Origin of the sequence: Streptomyces abikoensis, assembly GCF_014648775.1 — a bacterium.
Taxonomy (GTDB): Bacteria; Actinomycetota; Actinomycetes; order Streptomycetales; family Streptomycetaceae; genus Streptomyces; species Streptomyces abikoensis.
On record NZ_BMRT01000006.1, the window covers coordinates 99,973 to 126,938 of the forward strand.

General features: G+C 72.3%; 25 protein-coding genes. 17 read left to right on the forward strand and 8 right to left on the reverse strand.

The genetic code is table 11. From position 1 onward, the window contains the following. The first annotated feature begins 39 nt into the window (after positions 1-39). The 9 genes from IE096_RS20280 (at position 40) to IE096_RS20320 (ending at position 8,566) form a co-directional block, all read left to right on the forward strand. Positions 40-1,020, forward strand: coding sequence for an FKBP-type peptidyl-prolyl cis-trans isomerase (locus IE096_RS20280; protein WP_189453770.1), 981 nt, complete (start codon positions 40-42; stop codon positions 1,018-1,020). Positions 1,021-1,083: 63 nt separating this feature from the next. Beyond that, positions 1,084-1,458 carry an FKBP-type peptidyl-prolyl cis-trans isomerase gene (locus IE096_RS20285; protein ID WP_126913426.1) on the forward strand — a complete coding sequence of 125 codons (375 nt, stop codon included), beginning with the start codon at positions 1,084-1,086 and terminating at the stop codon, positions 1,456-1,458. A gap of 116 nt (positions 1,459-1,574) precedes the next feature. Next, positions 1,575-2,564, forward strand: a complete 990-nt coding sequence (locus tag IE096_RS20290; protein WP_189453772.1) for a helix-turn-helix transcriptional regulator — start codon at positions 1,575-1,577, stop codon at positions 2,562-2,564. 21 nt (positions 2,565-2,585) lie between these two features. Continuing rightward, a complete protein-coding gene (locus IE096_RS20295) occupies positions 2,586-3,548 on the forward strand; it encodes a helix-turn-helix transcriptional regulator (RefSeq protein WP_189453774.1) in 963 nt (320 codons plus the stop codon). A gap of 38 nt (positions 3,549-3,586) precedes the next feature. Beyond that, on the forward strand, positions 3,587-3,841 hold the full coding sequence (locus tag IE096_RS20300) for a hypothetical protein (RefSeq protein WP_229820460.1): 255 nt from the start codon (positions 3,587-3,589) through the stop codon (positions 3,839-3,841). A gap of 80 nt (positions 3,842-3,921) precedes the next feature. Beyond that, entirely contained in the window at positions 3,922-4,128 is a 207-nt protein-coding gene (locus IE096_RS20305) for a hypothetical protein (protein WP_189453777.1), read from the forward strand. Between the two features lie 215 nt (positions 4,129-4,343). Then, positions 4,344-4,628, forward strand: coding sequence for a Sec-independent protein translocase subunit TatA (gene tatA / locus IE096_RS20310; RefSeq protein ID WP_189453779.1), 285 nt, complete (start codon positions 4,344-4,346; stop codon positions 4,626-4,628). Positions 4,629-4,735: 107 nt separating this feature from the next. Beyond that, complete coding sequence (gene tatC, locus IE096_RS20315; protein WP_189454231.1) at positions 4,736-5,608, forward strand: twin-arginine translocase subunit TatC; 873 nt, start codon at positions 4,736-4,738, stop codon at positions 5,606-5,608. Between the two features lie 132 nt (positions 5,609-5,740). Continuing rightward, positions 5,741-8,566: a DEAD/DEAH box helicase gene (locus tag IE096_RS20320; protein ID WP_189453781.1), complete on the forward strand. Its 2,826-nt coding sequence runs from the start codon at positions 5,741-5,743 to the stop codon at positions 8,564-8,566. A gap of 61 nt (positions 8,567-8,627) precedes the next feature. Here the strand turns inward: IE096_RS20320 and IE096_RS20325 are convergent, their stop codons facing one another. The 4 genes from IE096_RS20325 to IE096_RS20340 all read right to left on the reverse strand — a co-directional run bounded on the left by IE096_RS20325 (position 8,628) and on the right by IE096_RS20340 (position 12,516). Next, the gene (locus IE096_RS20325; protein WP_308430364.1) at positions 8,628-9,794 is read right to left on the reverse strand and encodes a serine hydrolase domain-containing protein; all 1,167 of its coding nucleotides are present in this window, start codon (positions 9,792-9,794) and stop codon (positions 8,628-8,630) included. Between the two features lie 134 nt (positions 9,795-9,928). After that, a complete protein-coding gene (locus IE096_RS20330; RefSeq protein WP_189453783.1) occupies positions 9,929-10,618 on the reverse strand; it encodes a hypothetical protein in 690 nt (229 codons plus the stop codon). 38 nt (positions 10,619-10,656) lie between these two features. After that, positions 10,657-11,517, reverse strand: coding sequence for a siderophore-interacting protein (locus IE096_RS20335; protein WP_189453785.1), 861 nt, complete (start codon positions 11,515-11,517; stop codon positions 10,657-10,659). A 93-nt stretch (positions 11,518-11,610) separates the two neighbouring features. Beyond that, positions 11,611-12,516, reverse strand: coding sequence for a 5'-3' exonuclease (locus IE096_RS20340; RefSeq protein ID WP_189454235.1), 906 nt, complete (start codon positions 12,514-12,516; stop codon positions 11,611-11,613). A gap of 184 nt (positions 12,517-12,700) precedes the next feature. On the opposite strand from IE096_RS20340, the gene IE096_RS20345 reads away from it, so the two are divergent. The 3 genes from IE096_RS20345 to IE096_RS20355 all read left to right on the forward strand — a co-directional run bounded on the left by IE096_RS20345 (position 12,701) and on the right by IE096_RS20355 (position 16,456). After that, complete coding sequence (locus IE096_RS20345) at positions 12,701-13,816, forward strand: quaternary amine ABC transporter ATP-binding protein (RefSeq protein ID WP_229820420.1); 1,116 nt, start codon at positions 12,701-12,703, stop codon at positions 13,814-13,816. Next, on the forward strand, positions 13,809-15,620 hold the full coding sequence (locus IE096_RS20350; RefSeq protein ID WP_189453788.1) for an ABC transporter permease/substrate binding protein: 1,812 nt from the start codon (positions 13,809-13,811) through the stop codon (positions 15,618-15,620). Before IE096_RS20345 ends, IE096_RS20350 begins: the two co-directional genes overlap by 8 nt. 83 nt (positions 15,621-15,703) lie before the next feature. Next, the gene (locus IE096_RS20355) at positions 15,704-16,456 is read left to right on the forward strand and encodes a helical backbone metal receptor (protein ID WP_189453790.1); all 753 of its coding nucleotides are present in this window, start codon (positions 15,704-15,706) and stop codon (positions 16,454-16,456) included. Here the strand turns inward: IE096_RS20355 and IE096_RS20360 are convergent. Then, complete coding sequence (locus IE096_RS20360; protein WP_189453792.1) at positions 16,383-17,498, reverse strand: TDT family transporter; 1,116 nt, start codon at positions 17,496-17,498, stop codon at positions 16,383-16,385. The two genes, IE096_RS20355 and IE096_RS20360, sit on opposite strands and share 74 nt — an antisense overlap. Before the next feature lie 70 nt (positions 17,499-17,568). Between IE096_RS20360 and IE096_RS20365 the strand changes: the two genes are divergently transcribed. Next, positions 17,569-18,504, forward strand: coding sequence for a LysR family transcriptional regulator (locus IE096_RS20365; RefSeq protein WP_189453794.1), 936 nt, complete (start codon positions 17,569-17,571; stop codon positions 18,502-18,504). Positions 18,505-18,756: 252 nt separating this feature from the next. Here the strand turns inward: IE096_RS20365 and IE096_RS20370 are convergent, their stop codons facing one another. From IE096_RS20370 to IE096_RS20380, 3 genes are all read right to left on the reverse strand, one after another. Next, positions 18,757-19,470, reverse strand: a complete 714-nt coding sequence (locus IE096_RS20370) for a gamma-glutamyl-gamma-aminobutyrate hydrolase family protein (protein ID WP_189453796.1) — start codon at positions 19,468-19,470, stop codon at positions 18,757-18,759. A gap of 26 nt (positions 19,471-19,496) precedes the next feature. Beyond that, the gene (gene eat / locus IE096_RS20375; RefSeq protein WP_189453797.1) at positions 19,497-20,921 is read right to left on the reverse strand and encodes an ethanolamine permease; all 1,425 of its coding nucleotides are present in this window, start codon (positions 20,919-20,921) and stop codon (positions 19,497-19,499) included. 118 nt (positions 20,922-21,039) lie between these two features. Continuing rightward, positions 21,040-21,786 (reverse strand): FadR/GntR family transcriptional regulator, encoded by a 747-nt coding sequence (locus tag IE096_RS20380; protein ID WP_189453799.1) that lies wholly within the window; start codon positions 21,784-21,786, stop codon positions 21,040-21,042. 71 nt (positions 21,787-21,857) lie between these two features. Here IE096_RS20380 and IE096_RS20385 point away from each other — a divergent pair, with 71 nt between their 5' ends. The 4 genes from IE096_RS20385 to IE096_RS20400 all read left to right on the forward strand — a co-directional run bounded on the left by IE096_RS20385 (position 21,858) and on the right by IE096_RS20400 (position 26,933). Continuing rightward, positions 21,858-23,234 (forward strand): glutamine synthetase family protein, encoded by a 1,377-nt coding sequence (locus tag IE096_RS20385; protein WP_189453801.1) that lies wholly within the window; start codon positions 21,858-21,860, stop codon positions 23,232-23,234. A 126-nt stretch (positions 23,235-23,360) separates the two neighbouring features. Then, complete coding sequence (locus tag IE096_RS20390) at positions 23,361-24,749, forward strand: aldehyde dehydrogenase family protein (protein WP_189453803.1); 1,389 nt, start codon at positions 23,361-23,363, stop codon at positions 24,747-24,749. Next, positions 24,746-25,531 carry a 3-oxoacyl-ACP reductase gene (locus tag IE096_RS20395; protein ID WP_189453805.1) on the forward strand — a complete coding sequence of 262 codons (786 nt, stop codon included), beginning with the start codon at positions 24,746-24,748 and terminating at the stop codon, positions 25,529-25,531. Before IE096_RS20390 ends, IE096_RS20395 begins: the two co-directional genes overlap by 4 nt. Positions 25,532-25,658: 127 nt before the next feature. After that, on the forward strand, positions 25,659-26,933 hold the full coding sequence (locus tag IE096_RS20400) for an HAD family hydrolase (RefSeq protein WP_189453806.1): 1,275 nt from the start codon (positions 25,659-25,661) through the stop codon (positions 26,931-26,933). Positions 26,934-26,966 lie beyond the last annotated feature (33 nt).

The following is a 26,966-nucleotide window of genomic DNA, read 5'->3' on the forward strand; positions in this document are numbered from 1 at the left end:
CACACTGCCCAGCGACCCCTACAGCCCGAGTTGGACTTCATGAACCACACGAAGAACGCGCGTCGCCTCGCCGCGGCGTTGGCCGTGCCCGTCCTGCTGCTGACCGCCGCGGCGTGCGGGTCCGAGGACGGCAAGTCTTCCGACGCCAAGGTGACGGTGAAGGGGAAGTTCGGGGAGAAGCCCGAGATCTCCGTGCCGAAGGACGCCAAGCCGGCGGACAAGCTGGTCGTCAAGACCCTGACCGAGGGCTCGGGTGACAAGGCGGAGAAGGGTTCGTTCGTCCGTCTGGACTTCGCCGGGCAGACGATGAAGGACAACAAGCCGCTCGGCGGCACCTGGACGCCGCAGGAGGGTGCCACGCCGGGTGCCCCGCGCCGGCAGCTGGTGCAGCAGCTGGGGCAGCCCAGCCAGGAGATGCCCGCGAAGGTCCTCGACGCGGTGATCGGTCAGAAGGCCGGTTCGCGGATCGAGGTCGAGGGCACCGCCAAGGCGCTCATCGGCGACCAGCTGAACCCGCAGGCGGGCGTCAAGCCGGAGGACGGCCTGGTGTGGGTGATCGACGTGGTCGGTGCCCAGAAGGTCGACGCCAAGAGCGAGGCCAAGGGCGAGCAGGCCAAGCCCGAGGAGGGCATGCCGGAGGTCAAGTACGTCTCCCAGAAGGCCGCCGAGATCACCATTCCCAAGGACACCAAGGCGCCCACCGATCTCAAGGAGCAGGTGCTGATCAAGGGCACCGGTCCGGAGATCAAGGCCGGGGACGGCCTGATCGCCCAGTACACGGGCGTGAAGTGGGAGGACGGCAAGAAGTTCGACTCCTCCTGGGACCACGCCGGTGCCACCGCCTTCCAGATCGGTACCGGGTCGGTCGTCCAGGGCTGGGACAAGGGCCTGGTCGGCAAGCACGTCGGGGACAGGGTCGAGCTGGTGATCCCGCCGAAGCTGGGCTACGAGGGCCAGGCGCAGAGCGGCCTGGACAAGAACACCCTGGTCTTCGTGGTCGACATCGTGGGCAAGGTCTGACCCCGGCGGGGGGTCTGCCAGAATTGCACGGTTGTCCACAGCATCTTTCGTAGGAGAACTTTCGTGAACATCGAGAAGCCCGAGATCGACTTCCCCGAGGGTCAGCCGCCGGCCGACCTGGAGATCGTCGACCTCTGGGAGGGCGACGGCGCCGTGGCCAAGGCCGGCGACTTCGTGAAGGTCCACTACGTGGGCGTGGCCTTCTCCACGGGCGAGGAGTTCGACGCCAGCTGGAACCGCGGCAGCGCCCTGGAGTTCAAGCTCGGTGCCGGCCAGGTCATCCAGGGCTGGGACAAGGGCATCCAGGGCATGAAGGTCGGCGGTCGTCGCCGGCTGACCATCCCGGCGCACCTCGCCTACGGCGAGCGCGGTGCCGGTGGCGGTGTGATCGCCCCGGGTGAGACGCTGATCTTCGTTTGCGACCTGATGGGCGTCTGAGACTCAAGCGAACGAAGGCCGAGGGCCCGTGCCGCCTGGCACGGGCCCTCGGCTTTTGTCGTTCGACCGCTGAGCGGTACGGTCAACGGTTGAGAGCACAAGTAGAGAGGGCGTCGATGGCGATTGCCAAGGCCGAGCGGCTGATGAGTCTGGCGCTGTGCCTGCTGGGCACACGCCGGCCGCTGACCAAGGGGGAGTTGCGGGGTTCGATCGAGGCGTACATCGAGGCTTCGGCTTCGAGCGGTGCCTCCGATGGCGGCGAATCCCCGAAGGACGACGCCTTCAACCGGATGTTCGAGCGGGACAAGGAAGACCTCCGCGAGCTCGGCCTGATCATCGAGACCGTCGAGGGCGTCGACGGCGAGACCGGCTATCTCGCCCGCCGCGACAGCAACCGCCTCCCTCCGATCACCCTCGACGTCGAGGAGGCCGCTGCCCTGGGTCTGGCGGCCAAGGTCTGGCAGCAGGCCCGGCTCGCCGGTGCCGCGAGCGGCGCCCTGCAGAAGCTGCGCGCCGCCGGGATGCCGCTGGCGGAGGACCCGTACGAGGGGCAGAGCGCCCTGGAGACGCGGATCCCCGTGCACGAGGCGGCCTTCGAGCCGCTGATGCTCGCCGCGCGCGACCGCCGCGTCGTCGTCTTCGACTACCGCAAGGCGAACGCCGCCCACCCCGAGCAGCGCAAGGTCGAGCCCTGGGCGCTGGAGTGCTGGCGCGGCCACTGGTACCTGGCGGGCTGGGACCGCGAGCGGGACGCCGAGCGGGTCTTCCGGCTTTCCCGGATCACCGGGAAGGTCCGCTCCCGGGCGCTGGCGTTCACCGCGCCCGTGCCCGACCACGTCACGGTGCGCACGACGGTGGAGAGCTGGGCGGGCGAGACGGCCACCGGTACGGCCCGGATCAAGGTGCGCGCCGGCCACGGCTATCCGCTGCGTTCCCGGGCGGTGGCCTCCCATGACCTGGGCGACGGCTGGGACGAGCTGGAGATCCCCTACGGTCATGGCCTGGACGCCTGGCTGGTGGAGTTCGGCGCCGACGTCCTGGTGCTGGAGCCCGCCGAGCTGCGGGCCGATGTGATCGAGCGGCTGCGTGCCGTGGCCAAGGGCTGAGAGGAACGGGACCGACTTCTGATGGCCGGAAACGCCATTGACCAGACCCGGCGGATGCTGTCGCTGGTCACCTATCTGCGGGAGCGCCCGGGCGCCCGGGTCGCCGATGTGGCCCGTGCCTTCGGCATCACCGAGGACGAGCTGATCGGCGACCTGGACGTGCTGCCCATGTGCGGCACCAGCTTCCGGGGCGGTGACCTGCTGGACATCGACACCGACGGCGACCGCATCTGGTGGCACAACCCCGACGCCTCGGGCACGTCCGCCGGCGAGCCGCTGCGGCTGGCCGCCGACGAGGCCACCGCCCTGCTGGTCGCCGCGCGCGCCGTGGCGACCCTGCCGGGGCTGCGCGAGAGCGACCGGCAGGCGCTGGTCCGCGCCACCGCGAAGATCGAGGGCGCGGCCGGCGAGGCGGCGGGCGCCAGCTCCCGGCTCTCGGTGACCTTCGAGTCCGAGGGCGGGGTCTTCGCCGAGATCGACCGGGCCATCTCCGAGCGCCGCCGGGTCTGGCTGCGCTACTACTCGCCCGCGCGCGACGAGCTGACCGAGCGCGAGGTCGACCCCATCCGGCTGTTCGCGGTGGGCCACACCTATATGGAGGCGTGGTGCCGGCTCTCCGAGGCCCGGCGCACCTTCCGGCTCGACCGGGTGGCCGAGATCCGGCTGCTGGACGAGGCCTCGGACCCGCCGCCGGTGGAGCTGCGGGACCTGTCCGAGGGGCTGGTCCAGCCCGCCGCCGAGGACCCCGAGGTCGTCGTCGAGGTGGGCCCGGGCGGCCGCTGGGTCGCCGAGTACTACCCCCACGACAGCGCCGAGGAGCTGCCCGAGGGCGGCCTGCGGATCACCCTGCGCACCCCCGACCCCGCCTCGCTGCGGAGGCTGGCCCTGCGGCTGGGCCGGGACGGGCGGATCGTCTCGCCCGAGGCGCTGGCCGACAGCGCCCGGGAGGCAGCCCGCGAGACGCTCGCGGCGTACGGAGAGTGAGGGAGGGGCCGACGGTGGCAGGAGAACCACGACCGGGAGTGGCCGGGGCGGTGACCGGGGCGGGGGTCGCGGTCGCCGCCGTCTTCAAGGCCGCGTGCCCCGACTGCCGGGCCAGCTTCGAGCTGGCCGCCGGGGCGCTGCGGCTGGCGATCGGTGCCAGTGACCGCACCACCTTCTACTCCTTCACCTGCCCCGACTGCGGCTCCGCGGTCCGCAAGCCGGCGGGGGAGCGGATCGTGGAGCTGCTCACCGGTGGCGGGGTCCGCACCCTGCGGCTGCACATCACGGCGTAGGGCGTCATCGCCCGGGGCGTCAAGCAGTCCTTTCCGGCCATTTCCCGTTCTTTCGCACTTCCCTCGTTAGGCTTCGCCCCATGTTCTGGCCCATGCTCGCCATCGCCCTCGGCTTCTGCGGTCTCGCCGTGCTCACGGTCCTCGCCGCGCGGGTGTTCGTGGAGACCAGGAGGCTGGCCCGGCAGGTGGCGGAGGCGTCGCGGCGCGTCACCCGGGCGGCCGAGGACCTGGAACAAGCCGCCGCGCCGCTCGCCGCGCAGAGCGCGCGGACGCTGCGGAAGGACTGAGACGCGGCCCTCCTCCCGGTTACGGGGCGGGCGGTAGTCTGGTCCGGGCGGCCCTGCGGACGAGGCGGAGGGCCGCGAGGGACCGGACGTATGCCCGGGGATTGCCGCGCGTTTACCCGTGCGCGTTACGATCGCTGCCGTACGGCTGATGGACATATGTCCGATCGGTCGGCCGGTCCCACCAATATCCCGCTTCGGTGAGAAGGTAAACGCATATGTTCGGTCGGCTCGGAGCGCCTGAGCTCATTCTTCTGCTTGTCGTCATCGTCCTGCTGTTCGGTGCGAAGAAGCTTCCGGACATGGCCCGTTCCCTCGGCAAGTCCGCCCGCATCCTCAAGAGCGAGGCCAAGGCGATGAAGGCGGAGAGCACCGACACCGCCGCCGCCCCCGCCGACCCGCCCGCCGCCGAGCAGGCGCCCCGCACCATCAAGGCCGCCCCCGGCGATGTGACCTCCCGCCCGGTCGCCGAGCCGACCGACCGCAGCACCCAGCAGCGCTGACCCAGGACAGACTGAGACGGCCGCCGTCGGCGACCGTCTGCCACACGAGATAGGGACGTGGGTTGCTCAAGTCTGCCCGCAAGAAGGAGAAGGACCCCGAGGGGCGGATGCCGCTCGCGGAGCACCTGCGCGAGCTGCGCAACCGGCTGGCGAAGGCCGTGCTGGCCATCGTCGTGGTAGCGATCATCGCCGCGTTCTACAACAAGCAGATCATGGAGTTCCTCTCCACTCCCGTCCCCAAGTGCGAGGGACGCGATCTGGCCCAGAGCCACGGCGGCAACTGCGCGGTCCTGACGTTCAACACCCTGTCCTCGCCGTTCACGACCGTCGTCAAGGTGTGCCTCCTCGCGGGCGTCACCGTCTCCTCGCCGGTCTGGCTCTACCAGCTGTGGGCGTTCCTCGCCCCCGGCCTCCACCGGCACGAGAAGAAGTACACGGTCGCCTTCGTCGCGACGGCCGCCCCGCTCTTCCTCGCGGGTGCCTACCTGGCCTACCTGATCATGCCCACCAGCATGCGGGTCCTGCTCAGCGTCACCCCGGAGACCGCGGCCAACACCCTCGGCCTCAACGACATCCTCGACTTCACCGTCCGGATGATCCTCGTCTTCGGCCTCGCCTTCGAGCTGCCGCTGATCCTGGTGATGGCGAACCTGGTCGGCCTCGTCTCCGGCCGGACCATGGCCGGCTGGTGGCGCGGCGTCGTCATGGGCACCTTCGTCTTCGGCGCGGTGGCCACCCCGAGCACCGACCCGTTCGGCATGTGCGTCCTCGCCGTGCCGATCAGCATCCTGTACTTCGCCGCCGTCGGCTTCGCGATCCTCAACGACAAGCGCCGCGACCGCCGCAACCCCGACCGGCAGCTCGACGACGACGAGGCGTCCCCGCTCGACCTCGAACCGCAGCCCATCGGCGACTCCAGGCCCATGTCGAGCCTGCCCGAGCAGGACCGGCACCAGCGCGGCTACGACGACGTGACGTGATCCCGCACGGATGACCCGGGACCGGGGCGGCCGCTCACCGAGCGGCCGCCCCGCCGCGTTCCCGCCCTCCGGCCCCCGGGCTCGATAAAGATCAGGTGACTGTCGTGGCTCCCCGGTAGGCTCGTAGACAAGATGACCGAGGACATGTCCCCTGCTGAGCGCTACGCCCTGGCACGGCAGCGCGCCGCCGAGCAGGCCACCGCGCTCGCCCCCTTCCGCGAGATGTACGAATTCGAGCTGGACCCCTTCCAGATAGCCGCCTGCAAGGCCCTGGAGGCCGGCAAGGGGGTGCTGGTCGCGGCGCCGACCGGCTCCGGCAAGACCATCGTGGGCGAATTCGCCGTCCACCTGGCCCTCACCCAGGGCCGCAAGTGCTTCTACACCACGCCCATCAAGGCGCTCTCCAACCAGAAGTACACCGACCTCGTCAGGCGCTACGGCGCCGACAAGGTGGGCCTGCTCACCGGCGACAACAGCGTCAACGCCGAGGCACCCGTGGTCGTGATGACCACCGAGGTCCTGCGCAACATGCTCTACGCCGGCTCGCAGGAACTGATCGGCCTCGGCTACGTGGTCATGGACGAGGTCCACTACCTCTCCGACCGCTTCCGCGGCGCCGTCTGGGAAGAGGTGATCATCCACCTCCCCGAATCGGTGACCCTGGTCTCCCTGTCGGCCACCGTCTCCAACGCCGAGGAGTTCGGCGACTGGCTCGACACCGTCCGCGGCGACACCCAGGTGATCGTCTCCGAGGAGCGCCCCGTCCCGCTCTGGCAGCACGTGCTCGCCGGCCGCCGGATGTACGACCTCTTCGAGGAGGAGACGGACCACGGCGGCCGCGGCGCCGCCCGCCGCGAGGTCAACCCCGACCTGCTGCGCATGGCCCGCATGGAGAACAGCCGCGTCTACAACCCGCGCGAGCGCCGCCGCGGCAAGATGATCCGCGAGGCCGACCGCGAGCGCGAGCGCCGCCAGCGCAGCCGCATCTGGACCCCCGGCCGCCCCGAGGTCATCGAGCGGCTCGACGCCGAGGGCCTGCTGCCCGCCATCACCTTCATCTTCAGCCGCGCCGGCTGCGAGGCCGCCGTCCAGCAGTGCCTCTACGCCGGCCTGCGGCTCAACGACGACGAGGCACGCGCCCGGGTCCGCGCCATCGTCGAGGAGCGCACCGCCGCCATCCCCGACGAGGACCTCCACGTCCTCGGCTACTTCGACTGGCTCGAGGGCCTCGAACGCGGCATCGCCGCCCACCACGCGGGCATGCTGCCGACCTTCAAGGAGGTCGTCGAGGAGCTCTTCGTCAAGGGCCTCGTCAAGGCCGTCTTCGCCACCGAGACCCTGGCCCTCGGCATCAACATGCCCGCTCGCTCGGTCGTGCTCGAGAAGCTCGTCAAGTGGAACGGTGAGCAGCACGCCGACATCACCCCCGGCGAGTACACCCAGCTCACCGGCCGCGCCGGCCGCCGCGGCATCGACGTCGAGGGCCACGCCGTCGTCCTGTGGCAGCGCGGCATGGACCCCGCCGCCCTCGCCGGCCTGGCCGGCACCCGCACCTACCCGCTGCGCTCCAGCTTCAAGCCGTCGTACAACATGGCGGTCAACCTGGTCTCGCAGTTCGGCCGGCACCGCTCCCGCGAGCTGCTGGAGACCTCCTTCGCCCAGTTCCAGGCGGACAAGTCCGTCGTCGGCATCTCCCGCCAGGTCCAGAAGAACGAGGAGGGCCTCGCCGGCTACCGCGAGGCCATCGACTGCCACCTCGGCGACTTCGAGGAGTACGCGCGGCTGCGCCGCGAGCTGAAGGACCGCGAGACCGAGCTGGCCAAGCAGGGCGCGAACCAGCGCCGGGCCGCCGCCGCGGCCGCCCTGGAGCGGCTCAAGCCCGGCGACGTCATCCACGTCCCCACCGGCAAGTTCGCCGGCCTGGCCCTGGTCCTCGACCCGGGCCTGCCGCCCGGCCGCTCCGACCGCCACCGCGGCTTCGACCACCAGGACGGCCCGCGCCCGCTCGTCCTCACCGCCGAGCGGCAGGTCAAGCGGCTCGCCCCGATCGACTTCCCCGTGCCGGTCGAGCCCATGGAGCGGATGCGCATCCCCCGCTCCTTCAACCCGCGCAGCCCCCAGTCCCGCCGCGACCTCGCCTCCGCGCTGCGCACCAAGGCCGGGCACATGGTCCCCGACCGCCACCGCAAGGACCGCGCCCCCGCCGCCGACGACCGCGAGATCGCCCGCCTGCGCGCCGCCATCCGCTCCCACCCCTGCCACGGCTGCTCCGACCGCGAGGACCACGCCCGCTGGGCCGAGCGCTACCACCGCCTGCTGCGCGACACCCGCCAGCTGGAACGGCGCATCGAGGGCCGGACGAACACCATCGCCCGCACCTTCGACCGCATCTGCGCCCTCCTGACCGACCTCGACTACCTCCACGGCGACGAGGTCACCGAGGACGGCCGCCGCCTCGCCCGCCTCTACGGCGAGCTCGACCTGCTCGCCTCCGAGTGCCTCCGCGAAGGCGTCTGGGACGGCCTCAAGCCCGCCGAGCTGGCCGCCTGCGCCTCCGCCCTGGTCTACGAGGCCCGTGTCGCGGACGACGCGGCCCCGCCGAAGCTGCCCGCCGGCCCCGCGAAGGACGCCCTCGGCGAGATGATCCGCATCTGGGGCCGCCTCGACGCCCTGGAGGAACAGCACAAGATCAATCAGGCGGAGGGCGTCGGCCAGCGCGAGCCCGACCTCGGCTTCGCCTGGCCCGCCTACCGCTGGGCCTCCGGCCACGGGCTGGACGAGGTGCTGCGCGAGATCGAGATGCCCGCGGGCGACTTCGTCCGCTGGACGAAGCAGCTCATCGACGTCCTCGGCCAGATCGCGGCAGCGGCCCCGGCCGGCAGCCCGGTCACCCGCAACGCCCGCAAGGCGGTCGAGGGGCTGCTGCGGGGAGTCGTGGCGTACTCGTCGGTGGGGTGAGACCACCCGCCGGGGTCAGCGAGGGCTGATCCCGGCGGTGAACGTCGTCACCGTGCGTGGCTCAGCGGCACAGGGCCGTGTCCACGAGACCCTCCAAGCGCTTCGTGACCGCCTCGTCGGTCGGGATGGCGGTCACCGCGATGTTGGCGGCGCGGCCGTCGTCGGTGACTCCGCCCCGGGTCTCGTAGCCGTTGATGTCACCGCCGTGGCCCCAGTAGACGCCGCCGCACGACAGCGGCCTGCTCATGAGGCCCAGTCCGTAGCCGGCGCCGGTGTTGCCGATGGGCACGGTGGTGCGCATCTCGGCGAGCTGGGCCGCCGGGAGGAGACGGCCGGCCAGGAGCGCGGTGAAGAAGCGGTTGATGTCGGAGTTGGTAGAGATCATGGCGCCCGCCGCCCAGGCCACGGAGGGGTCGATCTCCGTGGAGTCGCGCAGCGGCGCGTCCGCCGAAGCGCGGTGGTAGCCCTTGGGGTGGGGTTCCCGGATGGTCCTGTCGCCGGGGGCGGGGAAGTAGGTGTGGCGCAGTCCGAGGCGCTGGACGACGCGCTGGTCGATCTCCGCGGCGAGGGTGCGGCCGGTGACCTTCTGGACGATCAGGCCGGCCACCACATAGTTCGTGCTGCTGTAGTTCCAGCCCTCCCCGGGGGCGAAGTCGGCCTTGTGGCGGAAGGCGACGTCCAGCAGCTCGCGGGGCTCGAAGTACCGGTGCCGGATGGTGTCGTCGTCGATGTCCCCCTCGTATTCCGGGAGCCCGCTGGTGTGCTGGAGGAGCTGGCGGACGGTGATGCGGCGACCGTCGATGCCCTTTCCCCGGACGAGGCCCGGAAGGTAGGTGTCGACCTTGGCGTCGAGGCCGATCTTCCCCTCGGCGACCAGTTGCAGCACGACCACCGCCGTGAACGTCTTGGTGTTGCTGCCGATCCGCACCTGACCGTCGGCCGGCACCTTCGCGCCGGTGGCCAGATCGCCGACGCCTGCCGTATGGGTACGGGTGCGGCCGTCACGGCCCTTGACGCTCGCCAGGGCGGCGGGCGGGCCGTCGCCGCGCACCAGCGCGTTCAGGCCCTGCTGGACGGTGTCCGGCCGGGTGGTGGCGGATGCCGTGGGCGGTGCCACGACGATCGTCGTCATGACACCGGCCGCCACCGCGATCGCGGCCGCCACCACTCCGCGCCGGCCGCTCCGCCGCCCGGAAGAACGGAAACCTCGCCATGCCTGCTCGCGCACGGGTCAACTCCTGGGAATCGTTGGGAAACCAGCGGTACGTGCTGGGCTCGCCCAACCATTCCGGAACCGGCCGTCCCGGACGATCCCGCTACCCGCCCGGCTCCGGTGGGGCTAACCCCCGGTCCCCTGGCCCCTTAACGCGCAGCGTCCTCCGGCCCCGGCCCCGGTTCCTGCCCGCCCCCGTCGCGGCGGTCGTGCTTCCGCTTCCGGGTCAGGAGGTAGGTCGCGGTCGACGCCAGGACCGCGGCCAGGGTCGCCGTGCCGGCGATGACGGCGGCCAGTTCGCCGAGGGAGACGCCCTCGCTGCCCTCGTCGTCCTCGTCCGGTGCCGTCTCGCTCGTCCTGTCGACGATCTCGTCGTAGCCCCTCGGGCCGTCGCAGAACTCGCGGTTGCCCGGGGCCATTTCGGGGACGACGGTCAGTTCGACGGACTCCGCCGGTTCCTCCTCGCCGCCGTCCTTGAGGTCGACGGGGTAGGTGCCGGGGGCGATGTCACAAGGAACCATGCCCGCGACCCTGGTGTACAACTGACCGTCCTTGCCCTCCCGGAAGCGTTTCTCCTTGAGGGTCAGCTTCTTGAGGAACGCGGGCGACTCGACGGTGAGGTGGCCGTCGTGGGCGTCCAGCGTCGACCGGCCGGTGGTGACCGTGAAGACCACCTCGCGGCCGCGCTGGGTGGGCCCGGCGGTGGATATGGACGACTCGGAGTCCGAGGAATCCGAGGTGTCCAGGGGTTGCGCGGAACCCGGCGCGGCGGCCGTCAGGACGAGGGCCGCCGCGGCGAGGGGCGCCAGCGACGCCAGGGCTGTCCGGGCACGTTTCATGCGGGGAGGATATCCGTGATGTCCCGTCAGAGGAGGGCTCAGGCGGCGGCCCCGGTCGCCGGGCCGCCCTCCTGCTCGGCCTCGACCTGCTGGTTCCACTCGCGCTTCGAGGCCTGCCAGCCGTCCTCGTCGTGGCCCCGGCGCCAGTAGCCGGAGATCGACAGCCGCTCGCGCGGCACCTCGCGCTCGACGCGCAGATGGCGGCGCAGCTCCTTGACGAAGCCCGCCTCGCCGTGGACGAAGGCCTGGGCGTCCCCCGCCGGGAAGGCGAGCGAGCGCACGGCCTCGACCAGGGCCGCGCCGACCGGGGCGCCGTCGCGCGTCAGCCAGGTGACCTCGACGCCGTCCGGCAGCTCCAGCTTCTGCTTGTCGTCCTCGCCCGGGACCTCGACGAACGCGTGGACCACGGCGCCTTCCGGCATCCGCTCCAGCGAGGCGGCGATGGCGGGCAGCGCGCTCTCGTCGCCGACCAGCAGGTGCCAGTCGGCGGCCGGGTCCGGGGCGTAGGCGCCGCCGGGGCCGAGCATCCGGATCTCCGCGCCCGGCTGCGCCGTCGCGGCCCAGGGGCCGGCCAGGCCCTCGTCCCCGTGCACCACGAAGTCGATCGCCAGCTCCCGGGCGGCCCGGTCGAAGGAGCGCACGGTGTACGTACGGGTCCGGGGCCACGCCTCGCGCGGCAGGTCCCGGCGGATGACCTCCATGTCGAAGGGCTCGGGGTAGGTCACGCCCTCGACGGGGAAGAGCAGCTTCACATAGTGGTCCGTGCACTCTCCGGCGCCGAACTCCGCGAGGTCCTCGCCGCCCAGGACCACGCGCACCATGTGCGGCGTCAGCCGCTCCGTGCGCAGCACGTGCGCGCGGGTGAGCCGGGGCGCTTTGCGTACGGGACGGTCTGCCATGGCTGTCTCCCCTGATCACCGGATCCTGTCACCGGATCCTGAAACTGGATCCTGACACCGGATCGTAAAGTTAGGTCTGCCTAACCTAACAGCTCATCGGGCCAGAGCGCTCAGCAGCCGCTGCAGCGAGCCGCCCAGCCCCCAGCGCTCCGCCAGCGCCTCCAGCACCTCAGGGTCCCGGGGCTCGCTGGGCAGCGCTGTCTCGAAGGGGGCCAGCGGCACGTCCGTGGCCACCCGGACCACCTTCGGCGCCACCGCCAGATACGCCCCCGCCTCGGCCAGCCGCTTCCGCTGCGCCGGGCTGATCTTCGCCGCCGGATCCTCCACCGCCGCCAGGATCCCCGCCAGGTCGCCGAAGGAGGCCAGCAGCTTCGCCGCCGTCTTCTCACCGATGCCCGGCACGCCCGGCAGCCCGTCGCTGGGGTCGCCGCGCAGCAGCGCCAGATCCGCGTACCCCGGACCGTCCACCCCGTACTTCTCGCGCAGCACGGCCTCGTCCACGGCCTGGAGCGAGCCCATGCCCTTGACCGGGTACAGCACGCGCACGCCGCGCGCGTCGTCGACGAGCTGGAAGAGGTCGCGGTCGCCGGTGACGATGTCCACCGGGCCCGGCGCGCGGCCCGTCAGCGTGCCGATCACGTCGTCGGCCTCGTAGCCGACGGCGCCGACGCGGGCGATGCCGATCGCGTCCAGCACGCTCTCGATCACAGGGACCTGCGGGGAGAGGGTGTCGGGCGTCTCCTCCTCGTCGGGCCCGCCCTCGACCTCCTCCGCCACCCGGTGCGCCTTGTAGCTCGGGATGAGCTCGACGCGCCACTGCGGGCGCCAGTCGAAGTCCATGCAGGCGACCAGATCGTCGGGCTCGTGGTCCTGGACCAGGCGGGCGATGAAGTCCAGCAGGCCGCGCACCGCGTTCACGGGCGTGCCGTCCGGGGCCTTCACCGACTCCGGCACCCCGAAATAGGCGCGGAAGTAGAGGGAGGCGGTGTCGAGGAGCATCAGGCGTCGCGTCACGGCTCGATCATGCCGCACGTCACTGACAGCCACCCCCACCCACCCGGCTCGCGTGTGAACCGGATCACTGTTCCGTTTGCGCCGAATGACCCAGGGCAGGCGCGACGCCGGAGTGGCTCCGCCCGGAGTAGGGGGACGGGTGGGCCTGAGTACGACCCGAGAGGTTTATGTGTCCAGGCTGAAGGCCGAGCATCTGTACAAGGTGTTCGGCAGACGACCCGAAGCCGCCGTCCGACGACTCGAGGACGGCGCAGGCCGCGACGAGCTGCGCGCGGACGGCACCACCGCGGCGGTCATCGACGCGTCGTTCGAGGTCGAGGCCGGCCAGATCTTCGTGGTGATGGGCCTCTCGGGGTCCGGCAAGTCCACCTTGCTGCGCATGCTCAACGGGCTCCTGGAGCCGACGTCCGGGCGCGTCCTCTACGACGGACGGGATCTGACCGGGCTCTCCCCGGCCGAGCTGCGCGAGGTGCGCTCGCGGAACATCAGCATGGTCTTCCAGCACTTCGCGCTCTTCCCGCACCGCAGCGTGCTGGAGAACGCCGCCTACGGCCTGGAGGTGCGCGGCGTGCCGCGCGCCGAGCGGCTGGAGCACGCCGCCGAGGCGTTGGAGCTGGCCGGGCTCAAGGGCTGGGAGTCGTCCTGGCCCGACGAGCTGTCCGGCGGTATGCAGCAGCGCGTCGGCCTCGCCCGCGCGCTCGCCACCGACGCGGACCTGCTGCTGATGGACGAGTCCTTCAGCGCGCTGGACCCGCTGATCCGCCGCGACATGCAGGACCAGCTGCTGGACCTGCAGAAGCGGCTGAAGAAGACGATCGTCTTCATCACCCACGACCTCAACGAGGCCATGCGCCTGGGCGACCGCATCGCCGTCATGCGCGACGGCCGGATCGTGCAGAACGGCACCGCCGAGGACATCCTCGTCCGGCCCGCCAACGACTACGTGGCCTCCTTCATCCAGGACGTGGACCGCTCCCGGGTGCTCACCGCCGGCTCGATCATGGCCGCCCCGGCGGCGGACGCGGCGGCGGTGGCCGCCGTGCCGGACGGCGCCCCGACCGTGAGCGAGGAGACGCCCGTGGCCGAGCTGTTCTCGCCGTTCTCCCGCAGCGGTTCCCCCGTCGCCGTCACCGACGACAGCGGTGAGGTGACCGGTGTCGTCACCCGCGACAGCCTGCTGGCGGCCCTGGCCGACCAGCCGAACGAACGCCCCCGCGAGGAAGAGCCGGAAGCCCCGACCCCCCTTGCGCCGGCGTCCGAGCCGGAGGTGATCACCCATGCCTGAGATCAACCTCGGTGGCTGGGCGGAATCCGCCGTCGGCTGGCTCCAGTCCCACCTCTCCTGGCTCTTCGACGCCGTCAGCACCGTTCTGACCGGCATGTACGACGGCGTCCACGCCGCCCTCGGCGCGCCCGAGGCGCTGCTGATGGCCGGCATCCTCGCCATCGTCGCCTGGTGGCTGCGCGGCCTGCCCGCCGCCGTCCTCGCCTTCGCGGGGCTCGCGGTGATCGATTCGTTCGGGCTGTGGGACAGGGCGATGGCGACGCTGTCGCTCGTCCTGGTCGCCAGCCTCATCACGCTGCTGTTCGCCGTGCCGCTGGGCATCTGGGCGGCCCGGGACCGCCGGGTCAGCGGGGCGCTGCGGCCGGTCCTCGACCTGATGCAGACGATGCCCGCCTTCGTCTACCTGATCCCCGGCGTGATGTTCTTCTCCATCGGGCCGATCCCCGGCCTGATCGCCACCATCGTCTTCTCGATGCCGCCCGGTGTGCGGATGACCGAGCTCGGCATCCGTCAGGTCGACGGCGAGCTCGTCGAGGCCGCCCGGGCCTTCGGCACGACGCCGCGCGACACCCTCGTCCGGGTCCAGCTTCCGCTGGCGCTGCCCACCATCATGGCGGGCGTCAACCAGGTGATCATGCTGGCGCTGTCCATGGTCGTCATCGCCGGCATGGCGGGCGCGGGCGGCCTGGGCGAGTCGGTCTACGCGGCCGTCACGCAGGTCGACATCGGCGGCGGTGTGGAGAGCGGCCTCGCGGTCGTCGTCCTCGCCATGTACCTGGACCGGATGACCGGCGCGCTCGGCAAGCGGGTCTCCCCGCTGGGCCGCCGTGCGGCCGCCAAGGCCGACGCCGCGGCGGGTGCCGCCGTCGCGTCCAAGGTGCTGCGGTACCGGCCGGGCACGGCCGTCGCCGCCGTGGGCGTCGTCGTCCTCGCGCTCGTCGCGGGCGGCATGCGGCTGGCCGACGGCGACGGGCGGCAGACCGCCGCCGCGGGCGGGGGCGTCGGCCAGGGCCGCGCGGTGAAGCTCGGCTACTTCCCCTGGGACGAGGCCGTCGCCTCCACCTACCTCTGGCAGAACATCCTGGAGGAGCGCGGCTACAAGCCCGAGGTCAAGCAGCTCGACCCCGGCCCGCTGTACACGGCGCTGGCCCAGGGCCAGATGGACGTCCAGTTCGACTCCTGGCTGCCCACCACCCACCAGCAGTACATGGACCGCTACCGCGACAGGCTCACCGACCTCGGCTCCTGGTACGGGCCGACGTCCCTGGAGCTGACCGTGCCCTCCTACGTCAAGGGCGTCGACTCGCTCGCCGACCTCAAGGGCAAGTCCGCGATGTTCGGCGGGAAGATCGTCGGCATCGAGTCCAGCGCGGGCATGATGGGCAAGCTCAACGACAAGGTGCTCAAGGAGTACGGGCTGGACGGCGAGTACAAGGTCGTCTCGTCCTCCACCTCCACGATGCTCGCCGAGCTCGACCGGGCCCTGAAGAAGAAGGAGCCCATCGTCACCACGCTCTGGTCGCCGCACTGGGCGTACGGGAAGTACGACCTGAAGAAGCTCAAGGACCCCAAGGGCGCCTGGGGCCAGGGCGAGCAGATCCACGCCGTCGGCAAGAAGGACTTCGCCAAGGACTTCCCGAAGATCGCGGAGTGGGTGAAGAACTTCAAGATGTCCGAGGAGGACCTCTCCTCCCTGGAGGCGGAGATCCAGAACGGCGGCAAGGGCAAGGAGAAGGAGTCCGCGCGGCGTTGGCTCGACGCCCACCCGGGCCTCGTCGACAAGCTGGCGCCCGTCGGCGCCTGACGAACCGGCGTCTGTCGACGTCTGACGAACCGGCGTCTTTCGGCGCCTGACGAACCCGGGTACGGCGGGCGTACGGTGGGGCGGTGAGCAGCTCACCGATCGGCCGCTCCGCCGTGCGCCGGGTCGTCTCCCTGGTCCCCTCGCTCACCGAGGCCGTGGCCGGGACCGGGCCCGGCCTGCTGGTGGGCGCCACCGACTGGTGCGACCACCCGGCCGGGCTCGACGTCGTCCGGGTCGGCGGCACCAAGAACCCCGACGTGGCGCGGATCGCCGCCCTCGCGCCCGACCTCGTACTCGCCAACGAGGAGGAGAACCGCGCCCCGGACCTGGGCGCGCTGCGCGCCGCCGGGCTGGACGTGCTCGTCACCGAAGTGCGCACGCTGGAGCAGGCGTTCACAGAGCTGGAACGGGTCCTGGTGCGCGGCTGCCGGCTGCCCCGGCCCGGCTGGCTGGACGACGCCCGCGACGCCTGGCGGGACGTCCGGCCCACCGGGCGGCCGGTTCCGGCCGTCGTCCCCGTGTGGCGCAGACCCTGGATGGTGCTGGGCCGGGACACCTTCGCGGGGGACGTCCTCGCCCGGCTCGGGGTCGCGAACGTCCACGCCCGGCACCCCGAGCGCTATCCGCGCGTTCCCCTCGACCAGCTCAACGCCTGCGGCGCCGAGCTGGTCGTCCTGCCCGACGAGCCGTACCACTTCGGCGCCGACGACGGCCCGGAGTGCTTCCCCGGGCTGCCGTCGGCGCTCGTCAGCGGCCGTCACCTCACGTGGTACGGGCCATCTCTCGCATCGGCGCCACGGGTGCTGGGCGCGGCGCTGCGAGCAGCCGGCCGCTGACCAGCCCGGCGGCGGTACGGGCCCCGGCGACCGCCCAGGCGGTCACCAGCAGCGCGTACAGTGCCACCGCCAGCCAGGTCAGGGCGGTCAGCCCGGTGCGGTGGGCCAGCGCGGCGGTGCCGGTGACGCAGGTGCCGATGGGGAAGGTGAAGGCCCACCACGTCATCGCGAAGCCCATGCCCCGGCGGGCGGCGCGGATCACCATGGCGGTGGCGAGCACCAGCCAGAGCAGGGCGAAGCCGATGACGGGCATGCCGTAGAGGAGGGCGAAGCCGGCCATGGCCCGCGCGTACGGCTCCGTGACGACGCTCGGTGCGGCGCCCGCGACGGCGTTGACGGCCGTCGTGGACTGGCCCAGCGGGCCGAGGACCAGGAACAGGGTCGGTGTGAGCACGAGCGGCAGCGGTCCGTGGTGGACGAGCCGGGAGAAGACCACCGGCAGGATCAGCAGCGTGGCCAGCAGGCTCATCCCGAACAGTCCGTAGCAGCCCAGCAGCAGCGCCTGCCGCCACTGGCCGGCGGGCAGGTGCGGCACGAGCGCGGGGCCGAGCGCGGCGGAGACCATGGGCGCCACGATCGGCAGCAGCCACACGGGCGAGGCGTCGCCCGGCGCGATCCGGTGCCGGGTGACCATCAGGTAGGGGATGGCGGCCGCCGCGGCCAGCCCGACGACCGTGCCGGCCGTCCACAGGACGGCGTCGACAGCGACGGCCGCGTTCTCGCCGATGACGCCCGTGCCGACGGAGAGCGTGCTGCCGCCGACGGCGAGCAGGGCCATCGCCAGACAGCCGTAGAAGGGGGCGACGGCGGGGTCGCCCAGGTGCCGCCGGGCCTGGTCGGGGTGGTGGGCCCAGTGGAGGGCGCGGGCGGTGACGAGGGTGAGCAGCATCAGCGCCGCCAGCGCCCACACCGCCTCGCAGGCTCCGCGCAGCCCCGGCACGGCCACCGGCAGGGCCGCTCCGGCGGAGGCGACGATCGCGGTGCCCATGACGGTGGCGTACCAGTTGGGGCCGAGGTGGCGGAGGGGATCGCGGGTGTTCATGAGTCCACGGTCTCCTGGCCGTACCCCGCCCACCAGGGGCTTTATGACTATGGGGACATAAGCTGGGGTTATGAGCGGTGATTCCTCCGGGCCCCTCCCGGCCCCCCTGGCCCACCGGGTCCCCGACCTGGGCGCACTGGAGCTGCTGCTCGCCGTGGCCCGGCTGGGCAGCCTCGGCCGGGCGGCCCGCGAGCTGGGCATCACCCAGCCCGCCGCGAGCGGACGCGTCCGGGCCATGGAGCGCCTCCTCGGCGTCGCCCTCGTCGAGCGCTCCCCGCGCGGCTCGCGCCTCACGGACGCCGGGGTGCTCGTCACCGACTGGGCACGCAAGGTCGTCGAGGCCGCCGAGGCCCTCGACGCGGGCGCGCAGGCCCTGCGCGGGCGGCGCGACTCGCGGCTGCGGGTCGCCGCCAGCATGACCATCGCGGAGTACCTGCTGCCGGGCTGGCTGATCGCGCTGCGCACGGAGCGGCCGGGCACGGCGGTGTCGCTGAGCACGGGGAACTCGGCGGCCGTGGCGGAACGCCTGCTCGCGGGGCAGGCGGACCTCGGCTTCGTCGAGGGCCTGGACGTACCGGCCGGCCTGGACGGCGCGGTCGTCGGCCGCGACCGCCTCGTCGTCGTCACCGCCCCCGGCCACCCCTGGGCCCGCCGCCGCGCCCCCCTGGACCCGGCCGAGCTGGCGGCCACCCCCCTGATCCTCCGCGAACGCGGCTCGGGCACCCGCCAGGTCCTCGACGCCGCCCTGGCCGCGCACGGCGGCCTGGCCGAGCCGCTGCTCGAACTCGCCTCCACGACCGCCGCGAAGGCGGCCGCGGTCAGCGGCGCGGGCCCGTCCGTTCTGAGCGAGCTCGCGATCGGCGAGGAGCTGGCGGCCCGGCGACTGGTCGAGATCCCGGTCCGGGACCTCTCCCTGAGCCGCGCCCTCCGCGCCGTCTGGCCCACCGGCCAGCGCCCGACGGGCCCGGCCCGGGAGCTGCTGGGGCTGACACGGTCCCGGGGGTAGGCGACGGGTTCCCGGGGCCCTGTCTCTCCGCCATCGTTTTCCCTCGCCCCGGCGGGCCGGAACGGGGAGATTCACGCTGTCTCGCCGTCATGGGGACAGGGGCTGCGGCGCTACAGCCTGACGGACCAGTTCCCACGGGCGAGATAGGTGGCCCCCGACGGCTTGACGAGCACGCGGGCCCCGCGCAGAGGCAGCTCACCCGTCGCGAGCCAGAGGTCGCGCCGCGGCGAGCCGCGGTACGCCCCGCAGGCGTCAGGAGCCACCCCTCCTGTCCGCCGCCCGGACCAGGGCCTCCGTCACCCGCAAGTCGTCCCGGGCCTCCGGGTGCCACTGGACGCCCAGGGCGAACGAGGGGTGGTCCTGGTATTCCAGGGCCTCCACCGTGCCGTCCTCCGCGTGGGCGGAGGCGGTGAGGCCGGTGCCCAGGCGGGCGACCGACTGGTGGTGGTGGGTGGCCACGTCCAGTGGCCGACCGGCCAGGAGGGTGGCCGTCAGGGTGCCGGGGACCGGCTTCACCGGGTGGTCGGCGAAGGTGCCCGGTGCCGGGTTGTGGGCGTCGTGGCCCACCTCGTCCGGGAGGTGCTGGCAGAGCGTGCCGCCCGCGTGGACGTTCATCAGCTGCATCCCCCGGCAGATGCCGAGGACCGGGGTGCCGCTCGTCAGCGCGGCGTCCAGGAGGGCCAGCTCCCACGCGTCGCGCTCCGGGACGGGGGTCCCGGAGCGGGGGTGGGGGCGGGCGGCGTAGAGGGCGGGGTCGAGGTCTTCGCCGCCCGCGAGGACCAGGGCGTCCAGGCGGGAGACGACGGCGGGGGCGGTGGAGGGGGCGTCCGGGGGGAGCATGACCGCCAGGCCGCCCGCGCGTTGGACGTGCGCCGGGTACGCGGCGGGGAGGAGGGCGGCCGGGAGGTCCCAGGCCACCCCCCAGCGGGCCCGGGTGAGGTACGTGGTGACGCCGATGAGTGGCATGCCGTTCGCTTTCTTTCCTCGTGCGGTCATTCTCGGCTCAGCTCCGCCTCCGCCGCCGCCAGCGCCGCGAACTCCTCCTCGGGCGCGTTCGCCACCAGCCGGTGGCGGCTGTAGAGGGCGAAGTAGCCGGCGGCGACCGCGTAGACGGCCAGGGCGATGAGGGCGGCCGTCACGTCGACCAGGAAGGTCGCCACCAGCGCCGCGCAGGCCAGGACGAAGGCCGTCGTCGAGGTGGCCACGCCGCCCGGGGTGCGGTAGGGCCGGGGCAGAGCCGGTTCGCGGCGGCGCAGGACGATGTGGGAGAGGGACATCAGCGCGTAGGAGATGGTGGCGCCGAAGACGGCCACGTTGAGCATCCGCGCCCCGTCGCCCGTGGCCGCGGCCAGGGTGAAGCCGATCGTGCCCGGGACGAGCAGCCCCAGCCACGGCGCCTTGCGGCGGCTGGTGAGCGAGAGGACGCGGGGGAGGTAGCCGGCGCGGGAGAGGGCGAAGAGCTGGCGGGAGCCCGCGTAGATGAGCGAGAAGAAGGAGGCGACCAGGCCCGCGAGGCCCGCGTAATTGACGACCCTGGCCAGGACGCGGCCCTCGCCGTCGGGGTCCAGGGCGGTGACCAGGGGGTTGCCGGCCTCCGTCAGGGCGTTCGCGCCGCCCGCGCCCGTGGCGGCCAGGAAGGTCAGCAGGGCCAGGAGCAGCAGGATGCCCATGGACGTGGCCATGGCCCTCGGCAGCGTACGGGCCGGGTCGCGGGTCTCCTCGGCGGCCAGCGGCACGCCCTCGACGCCGAGGAAGAACCACATCCCGAACGGGAACGCCGCCCAGATGCCCAGCAGGCCGAACGGCAGCCAGGAGGACGAGCCGAAGGCGTTCGGGTCGGCCGGGATGTCGTCCAGGCGGCCGGTGTGGAAGTCCGTGAAGGCGCCCACCGCGAAGACGAGCAGGGCCGCCACCGCCACGCCCGTCACCAGGAAGCTGAAGCGCAGGGCCTCGCCCACGCCCCACAGGTGGATTCCTATGAAGACGACGAAACAGGCCAGGTACACCGGCCAGGACGACGTGAGGCCGAACAGGTGCAGGGATTCCACGTAGTCGCCGATGAAGATGGAGATGGCGGCGGGGGCCAGGACGTACTCGATGAGGATGGCCGTTCCCGTGAGGAACCCGCCCCAGGGGCCCAGGGCGCGACGGGCGAAGCCGTAGCCGCCGCCCGCCGTGGGCAGGATCGCGGCGAGTTCGGCGAGGGCGAAGACCATGCACGTGTACATCAGGCCCATCAGCGCGGCGGCGACGGCGAGTCCGCCGAAACCGCCGTGCGCGAGCCCGAAGTTCCAGCCCGAGTAGTCGCCGGAGACGACATAGGCCACGCCCAGACCGGTGAGGAGCAGCGGGCCCGCGCTGCCCCGGCGCAGGGAGCGTTTCTCCAGATAGCCGGGGGATTCCGTGCGTTCGGCCATGACCACTCCTGGCGGGGATGCCGGCAAAGGTTTCGCGCCATACCTTTGTGGTGCCGACCGCCCCCACGCAACCCCCTTGCGTTAAACCGGGGTTACCGAACCCCCTGTGCGGCGCTCCTCACGCCAGGAAGCCGCGCAGCAGCGCCGCCGTGCCGTGGCAGTGCTCCCGCATGACCTCGCGGGCCCCCTCCGCGTCCCCGTCCAGCACCGCCTCCACCAGCGCGGTGTGCTGTCGCTGCGAGTGCTCCAGGTTGCGCACCAGCAGCGGGATGCAGTCCAGCAGGTCGTTGACCGTGGCGCGGACGGCGGCGTACTGGGCGGCGAGCGTGGGGGACCCGGACAGTTCGGCCAGCGTCAGGTGGAACAGGGTGTCCTGGCGGCGGTAGTCGGCCAGCGGCGCGTCGTGCGTCGCGGCCAGTGCCGCGCGCAGCCGGACGGCCGCCTCGTCGGCCGTCCCGTGCGCGGCGCACAGCCCCGCCGCCCCCGCCTCCAGCACCTCCCGGAAGCGCAGGACGTCCTCCAGGTCCACGTCCGCGACGCGGCGGCGCAGCTCGTCCTCACCGGCCGTCGCCGGGCGGGGCAGCACGAACGTGCCGCCGTAGCGGCCGCGCCGGCTCTCCACCAGGCCCTGGTCCGTCAGGACCTTCAGCACCTCGCGCAGCGTCACGCGGCTGACCCGCAGCCGTTCGGCCAACTCGCGTTCCGCCGGAAGCCGTTCGCCCTCGGCCACCAGGCCCAGCCGGATGACCTGGAGTATCTGCTCCAGCGCCTCCTCGAAACCGCTGCCCGCCCGCACCGGGCGCAGCACCGGCGACAGCCGGTCCGTCAGGCCGCTGTCCGCGGTTCCGTTCACGGTTCCGCTCATGGTCCCCCTTCCCAATCAATGGTCTACGGCCCTACCTTAAGACGCCCGGACGCACCGACAGGAGGCACACCGTGGCTGACCGCACGCCCCCGCTCACGGTCGACGAGCTGCGCCGGCTCGTGGATTCCGGGGAGGTCGACACCGTCGTCCTCGCCTTCACGGACATGCAGGGACGGCTCCAGGGAAAGCGGTTCGCCGCCCGGTTCTTCCTCGACGAGGTCCTCGAACACGGCACGGAGGGCTGCAACTACCTCCTCGCCGTGGACGTCGACCTCAACACCGTCGGCGGCTACGCCATGTCGTCCTGGGAGCGCGGCTACGGCGACTTCGCGATGCGCCCGGACCTCACCACCCTGCGCCGCACGCCCTGGAACCCGGGCACCGCCCTCGTCACCGCCGACCTCGCCTGGCACGACGGCTCACCCGTCCTCGCCTCCCCGCGCCAGATACTGCGCCGCCAGCTGGACCGGCTGGCCGAGCACGGCTGGAGCGCGCACGTGGGCACGGAGCTGGAGTTCATCGTCTTCAAGGACAGCTACGAGGGCGCCTGGAACCGCGGCTACCGCGACATGACCCCCGCCAACCAGTACAACGGCGACTACTCCGTCCTCGGCACCGGCCGCGTCGAGCCCCTGCTGCGCCGGATCCGCAACGAGATGGGCGCGGCCGGCATGACCGTCGAGTCCGCCAAGGGGGAGTGCAACCTCGGCCAGCACGAGATCGCCTTCCGCTATGACGAGGCCCTCACCACCTGCGACCAGCACGCCGTCTACAAGACCGGCGCCAAGGAGATCGCCGCCCAGGAGGGCATGGCGCTCACCTTCATGGCCAAGTACGACGAGCGCGAGGGCAACTCCTGCCACATCCACCTCTCGCTGCGCGACGAGGCCGGGCGCCCCGTCTTCGCGGCAGCCCAGGGCGACGACGGCCCGTACGGCATGTCGCGCGTCATGCGGCACTTCCTCGCCGGACAGCTCGCCGCCCTGCGGGAGTTCACCCTCCTCTACGCGCCGAACATCAACTCCTACAAGCGCTTCCGGCCCGGCTCCTTCGCCCCCACCGCCGTCGCCTGGGGCCCCGACAACCGCACCTGCGCCCTGCGCGTCGTCGGCCACGGCCACTCGCTGCGCTTCGAGAACCGGCTGCCCGGCGGCGACGTCAACCCCTATCTTGCGGTCGCCGGGATGGTCGCCGCCGGGCTCCACGGCGTCGAGGAGGAGCTGGAGCCGCCGGAGGTCTGCACCGGCAACGCCTACCGGGGCGACGCCGCGCACGTGCCCGCGACCCTGCGGGAGGCCGCCGCCCTGTGGGAGGCGAGCCCCCTGGCCCGGGCCGCGTTCGGCGACGAGGTCGTGGCGCACTACCTGAACATGGCGCGTGTCGAACAGGACGCCTACGACACCGCCGTCACGGACTGGGAGCGGTACCGCTCCTTCGAGCGGATGTGACCCACCGCGTTGTGGGCAGGCGTTCCGCATTGGCGGAACGGGTGGGCACAACGCGACCACCGGCGTGCAGCCGCGTACGAATCGGAACCCCGGCCGCGAGCGGCGGGGCGAACCGCAGGAGAGGACTTGCACGAGCTCCACGTACTCAATCCGGCGACCGAGGAACGCGTCGCCACCGTCCCTGCCGCGACACGGCAGGATGTGCATACGGCCGTGACCCGCGCCGCCGACGCCCAGCGCCGCTGGGCCGGCCTCGCCCCCGGCGACCGGGCCCGGCAACTGCGCCGCTTCGCCGACGCGGTCGACGGGCAGTTGGAGGAGCTCGCGCTGCTGGAGGTCCGCGAGGCGGGCCACCCCATCGCGAGCGCCCGCTGGGAGGCCGGAAACGTCCGCGACCTGCTGGAGTACGCCGCCGGGGGAGTGGAGCGGCTCAACGGCGCCCAGATCCCCGTGCCCGGCGGGCTCGACGTCACCTTCCACGAACCGCTCGGCGTCGTCGCCGTCATCGCCCCGTGGAACTTCCCGATGCCCATCGCCGCCTGGGGCCTGGCCCCCGCGCTGGCCGCCGGGAACGCCGTCGTCCTCAAGCCCGCCGAGACCACGCCGCTCACCGCGCTCCGCCTCGCCGCCCTCGCCCTGGAAGCGGGGCTTCCGGAAGGGCTGTTCCAGGTGCTCCCGGGCGCGGGCCCGGTGGCCGGGGACGCGCTCGTCCGGCACCCAGGCGTCGCCAAGGTCGTCTTCACCGGTTCCACCACCGTCGGCCGGAGCGTCATGGCCACCTGCGCGGAGCAGGTGAAGCGGGTGACGCTCGAACTCGGCGGCAAGAGCCCCAACATCGTCTTCGCCGACGCCGACATCGAGCGCGCCGCGGCCGCCGCCCCGGACTCCTTCCTCGACAACACCGGCCAGGACTGCTGCGCCCGCAGCCGCATCCTCGTCCAGCGGTCCGTCCACGACCGCTTCCTGGAGCTGCTGGAACCGGCCGTGAAGTCCTTCACCGTCGGCGACCCCACCGACCCGGCGACGCGGATGGGCCCGCTGATCTCCGCCGCGCACCGCGAGCGCGTACGGTCCTACGTCCCCGAGAGCGCCCCGGCCCTCATCCGCGGTGAGGTGCCCTCCGGCAAGGGCTACTGGTACCCCGCGACCGTGCTGGCGGCGGCCCCGGACGACCGGGTGGCCGTCGAGGAGGTCTTCGGGCCCGTCGCCGTCGTCATCCCCTTCGAGGACGAGGCCGAGGCGGTGCGGCTCGCCAACGCCACCGACTACGGGCTGTCCGGCTCGGTGTGGACCCGGGACGTCTCCCGCGCCCTGCGGGTCTCCCGGGCCGTCGCCGCCGGCAACCTCTCCGTCAACTCCCACAGCAGCGTCCGCTACTGGACGCCCTTCGGCGGCTTCAAGCGGTCCGGCCTCGGCCGGGAGCTGGGGCCGGGCGCGCTCGCCGCCTTCACCGAGACCAAGAACGTGTTCGTCGCCATCGACCCTCTCGTCGACCCTCTGGAGGAGAGCCAGTGACCGACCCGCAAGTTGTCTGCCGCCGCCTCGTCGGGCGCACCGCCGTCGTCACCGGAGCCGGCAGCGGCATCGGCCTGGCCAGCGCCCGGCGGCTCGCCTCCGAAGGCGCCCACGTCGTCTGCGCCGACATCGACGAGAACGCCGGCAAGGCCGCGGCCGATGCGGTCGGCGGGCTCTTCGTCCGTACTGATGTGACTGATTCCGTCCAGGTCGAGGCGCTGTTCCAGGCGGCGTACGAGACCTACGGGTCCGTCGACATCGCCTTCAACAACGCCGGGATCTCCCCGCCCGAGGACGACTCCATCCTCACCACCGGCCTGGAGGCCTGGAAGCGCGTCCAGGAGGTCAACCTCACCTCCGTCTACCTCTGCTGCAAGGCCGCGCTGCCGTACATGCGGCGGCAAGGGCGGGGGTCCGTCATCAACACCGCCTCCTTCGTCGCCGTGATGGGCGCCGCCACCTCGCAGATCAGCTACACCGCCTCCAAGGGCGGCGTGCTGGCGATGTCCCGCGAGCTCGGGGTGCAGTTCGCCCGCGAGGGCATCCGGGTCAACGCGCTGTGCCCGGGGCCGGTGAACACCCCGCTGCTCAAGGAGCTGTTCGCCAAGGACCCGGAGCGCGCGGCCCGCCGGCTGGTGCACGTGCCGGTGGGGCGGTTCGCCGAACCGGAGGAGATCGCGGCCGCCGTCGCCTTCCTGGCCAGCGACGACTCGTCCTTCGTGAACGCCGCCGAGTTCCTCGTGGACGGAGGCATCGCGGGGGCCTATGTGACACCGCTGTAGGTGTGACCCCGCTGTAAGTGTGACCCCGCTGTAGGGTCCATGATCAAAAGCCGGGGCCGGTCGGCGGTGTCTTCGTCGGCCGGTCCTGGTTTCTGTCCCCGTCCGTCACACGCACCAAAGAGAGCACATGCGCACCACGTCCGCCATTGTCGTCGGTCTTGCCACCGTCGCCGCCCTCGCCGCCGCCCCGCTCCCCGCCGGCGCGGCCACCGCCCACGACCGCACGCCCCGCGCGAACTGTCCTCAGCTCGACACCAAGCTGCCCTGGTACGGCGACAACCGCGCCAAGCTCCAGAAGATGATCGACGAGCGCGGCACCTGCTCCGGCAAGCGCGGCCCCCGCCCGGTCGCCGCCTTCGACTGGGACAACACCGTCGTCAAGAACGACATCACGGACGCGACCCTCGCCTGGGCCCTGAAGCACGACAAGATCCTGCGGCCCGCGCACTGGACGGACACCAACGCCTTCCTGACGCCCGCCGCGGACAAGGCCCTCACCAAGGCCTGCGGCACGGCCGTCCGCGTCGGCCGCCCGCTGCCCACCTCGAAGAACACCGCCTGCGCCGACGAGATCTTCGAGATCCGCGAGAAGTCGAAGACCATGGCGGGCGAGGACGCCTTCGCCGGCGACTGGAACCACCGCCGCACCGTCCCCGGCTACGCCTGGATACCGCAGCTCTTCGCCGGCCACACCCCGGCCGCGCTCACCTCCTTCGCCCGGCAGGCCCGCGCCGAGCAGCTCGCCGCGCCCGTCGGCGCCACGCAGAAGGTCGGCACCCACACCCTCGCCGGGTACGTGCGCTACTACGACCAGCAGAAGGACCTGATCCGCACGCTCAAGGCGGCCGGATTCGACGTGTACATCGTCTCCGCCTCCTCCGAGCCGATCGCCGAGGCGTGGTCGAGTGGGGTGGGCCTTGACGCGAAGCACACCATCGGCATTCGCAACGTCACCGAGCACGGTCGGCTCACCCCCGTCATCAAGGGCTGTGGCGGCGTCGAGACCGGGCGCGGGGACGCTCTGCCGTACATGGACGGCAAGCGCTGCATGATCAACCAGGAGATCTTCAAGATCAAGGGCGCCGCCGCCTGGAAGCAGCAGGACCCGGCCCACCGCATCGCGCTCGGCGCGGGCGACGCCGACACGGACGTGACGTTCGTGAACGACGCGACCGGCGCGCACGTCGCCATCAACCGCAACAAGTCCGAGCTGATGTGCCGCGCGTTCGACGACGCCGACGGCCGCTGGGTGGCCAACCCGATGTTCATCGACCCGATGCCGCGCAAGTCCGGTACGTACCCGTGCTCGACGACCGGTGCGACGGCCGCCGACGGGTCCAAGGTGCCGGTGCGGCGTGCGGACGGCAGCGTGATTCCGGACCAGGTGGACATGGCGTTCTGACCGGTCTTCTGGCCGGTCTTCTGGCCGGTCTTC

Coding starts and splice junctions, on each gene's coding strand:
- IE096_RS20280 (WP_189453770.1), top strand. CDS start 40: ATGAACCACACGAAGAACGCGCGTCGCCTCGCCGCGGCGTTGGCCGTG.
- IE096_RS20290 (WP_189453772.1), top strand. CDS start 1,575: ATGGCGATTGCCAAGGCCGAGCGGCTGATGAGTCTGGCGCTGTGCCTG.
- IE096_RS20295 (WP_189453774.1), top strand. CDS start 2,586: ATGGCCGGAAACGCCATTGACCAGACCCGGCGGATGCTGTCGCTGGTC.
- IE096_RS20305 (WP_189453777.1), top strand. CDS start 3,922: ATGTTCTGGCCCATGCTCGCCATCGCCCTCGGCTTCTGCGGTCTCGCC.
- tatA (WP_189453779.1), top strand. CDS start 4,344: ATGTTCGGTCGGCTCGGAGCGCCTGAGCTCATTCTTCTGCTTGTCGTC.
- tatC (WP_189454231.1), top strand. CDS start 4,736: ATGCCGCTCGCGGAGCACCTGCGCGAGCTGCGCAACCGGCTGGCGAAG.
- IE096_RS20320 (WP_189453781.1), top strand. CDS start 5,741: ATGACCGAGGACATGTCCCCTGCTGAGCGCTACGCCCTGGCACGGCAG.
- IE096_RS20330 (WP_189453783.1), bottom strand. CDS start 10,618: ATGAAACGTGCCCGGACAGCCCTGGCGTCGCTGGCGCCCCTCGCCGCG.
- IE096_RS20335 (WP_189453785.1), bottom strand. CDS start 11,517: ATGGCAGACCGTCCCGTACGCAAAGCGCCCCGGCTCACCCGCGCGCAC.
- IE096_RS20340 (WP_189454235.1), bottom strand. CDS start 12,516: ATGCTCCTCGACACCGCCTCCCTCTACTTCCGCGCCTATTTCGGGGTG.
- IE096_RS20350 (WP_189453788.1), top strand. CDS start 13,809: ATGCCTGAGATCAACCTCGGTGGCTGGGCGGAATCCGCCGTCGGCTGG.
- IE096_RS20360 (WP_189453792.1), bottom strand. CDS start 17,498: ATGAACACCCGCGATCCCCTCCGCCACCTCGGCCCCAACTGGTACGCC.
- IE096_RS20365 (WP_189453794.1), top strand. CDS start 17,569: ATGAGCGGTGATTCCTCCGGGCCCCTCCCGGCCCCCCTGGCCCACCGG.
- IE096_RS20370 (WP_189453796.1), bottom strand. CDS start 19,470: ATGCCACTCATCGGCGTCACCACGTACCTCACCCGGGCCCGCTGGGGG.
- eat (WP_189453797.1), bottom strand. CDS start 20,921: ATGGCCGAACGCACGGAATCCCCCGGCTATCTGGAGAAACGCTCCCTG.
- IE096_RS20380 (WP_189453799.1), bottom strand. CDS start 21,786: ATGAGCGGAACCGTGAACGGAACCGCGGACAGCGGCCTGACGGACCGG.
- IE096_RS20400 (WP_189453806.1), top strand. CDS start 25,659: ATGCGCACCACGTCCGCCATTGTCGTCGGTCTTGCCACCGTCGCCGCC.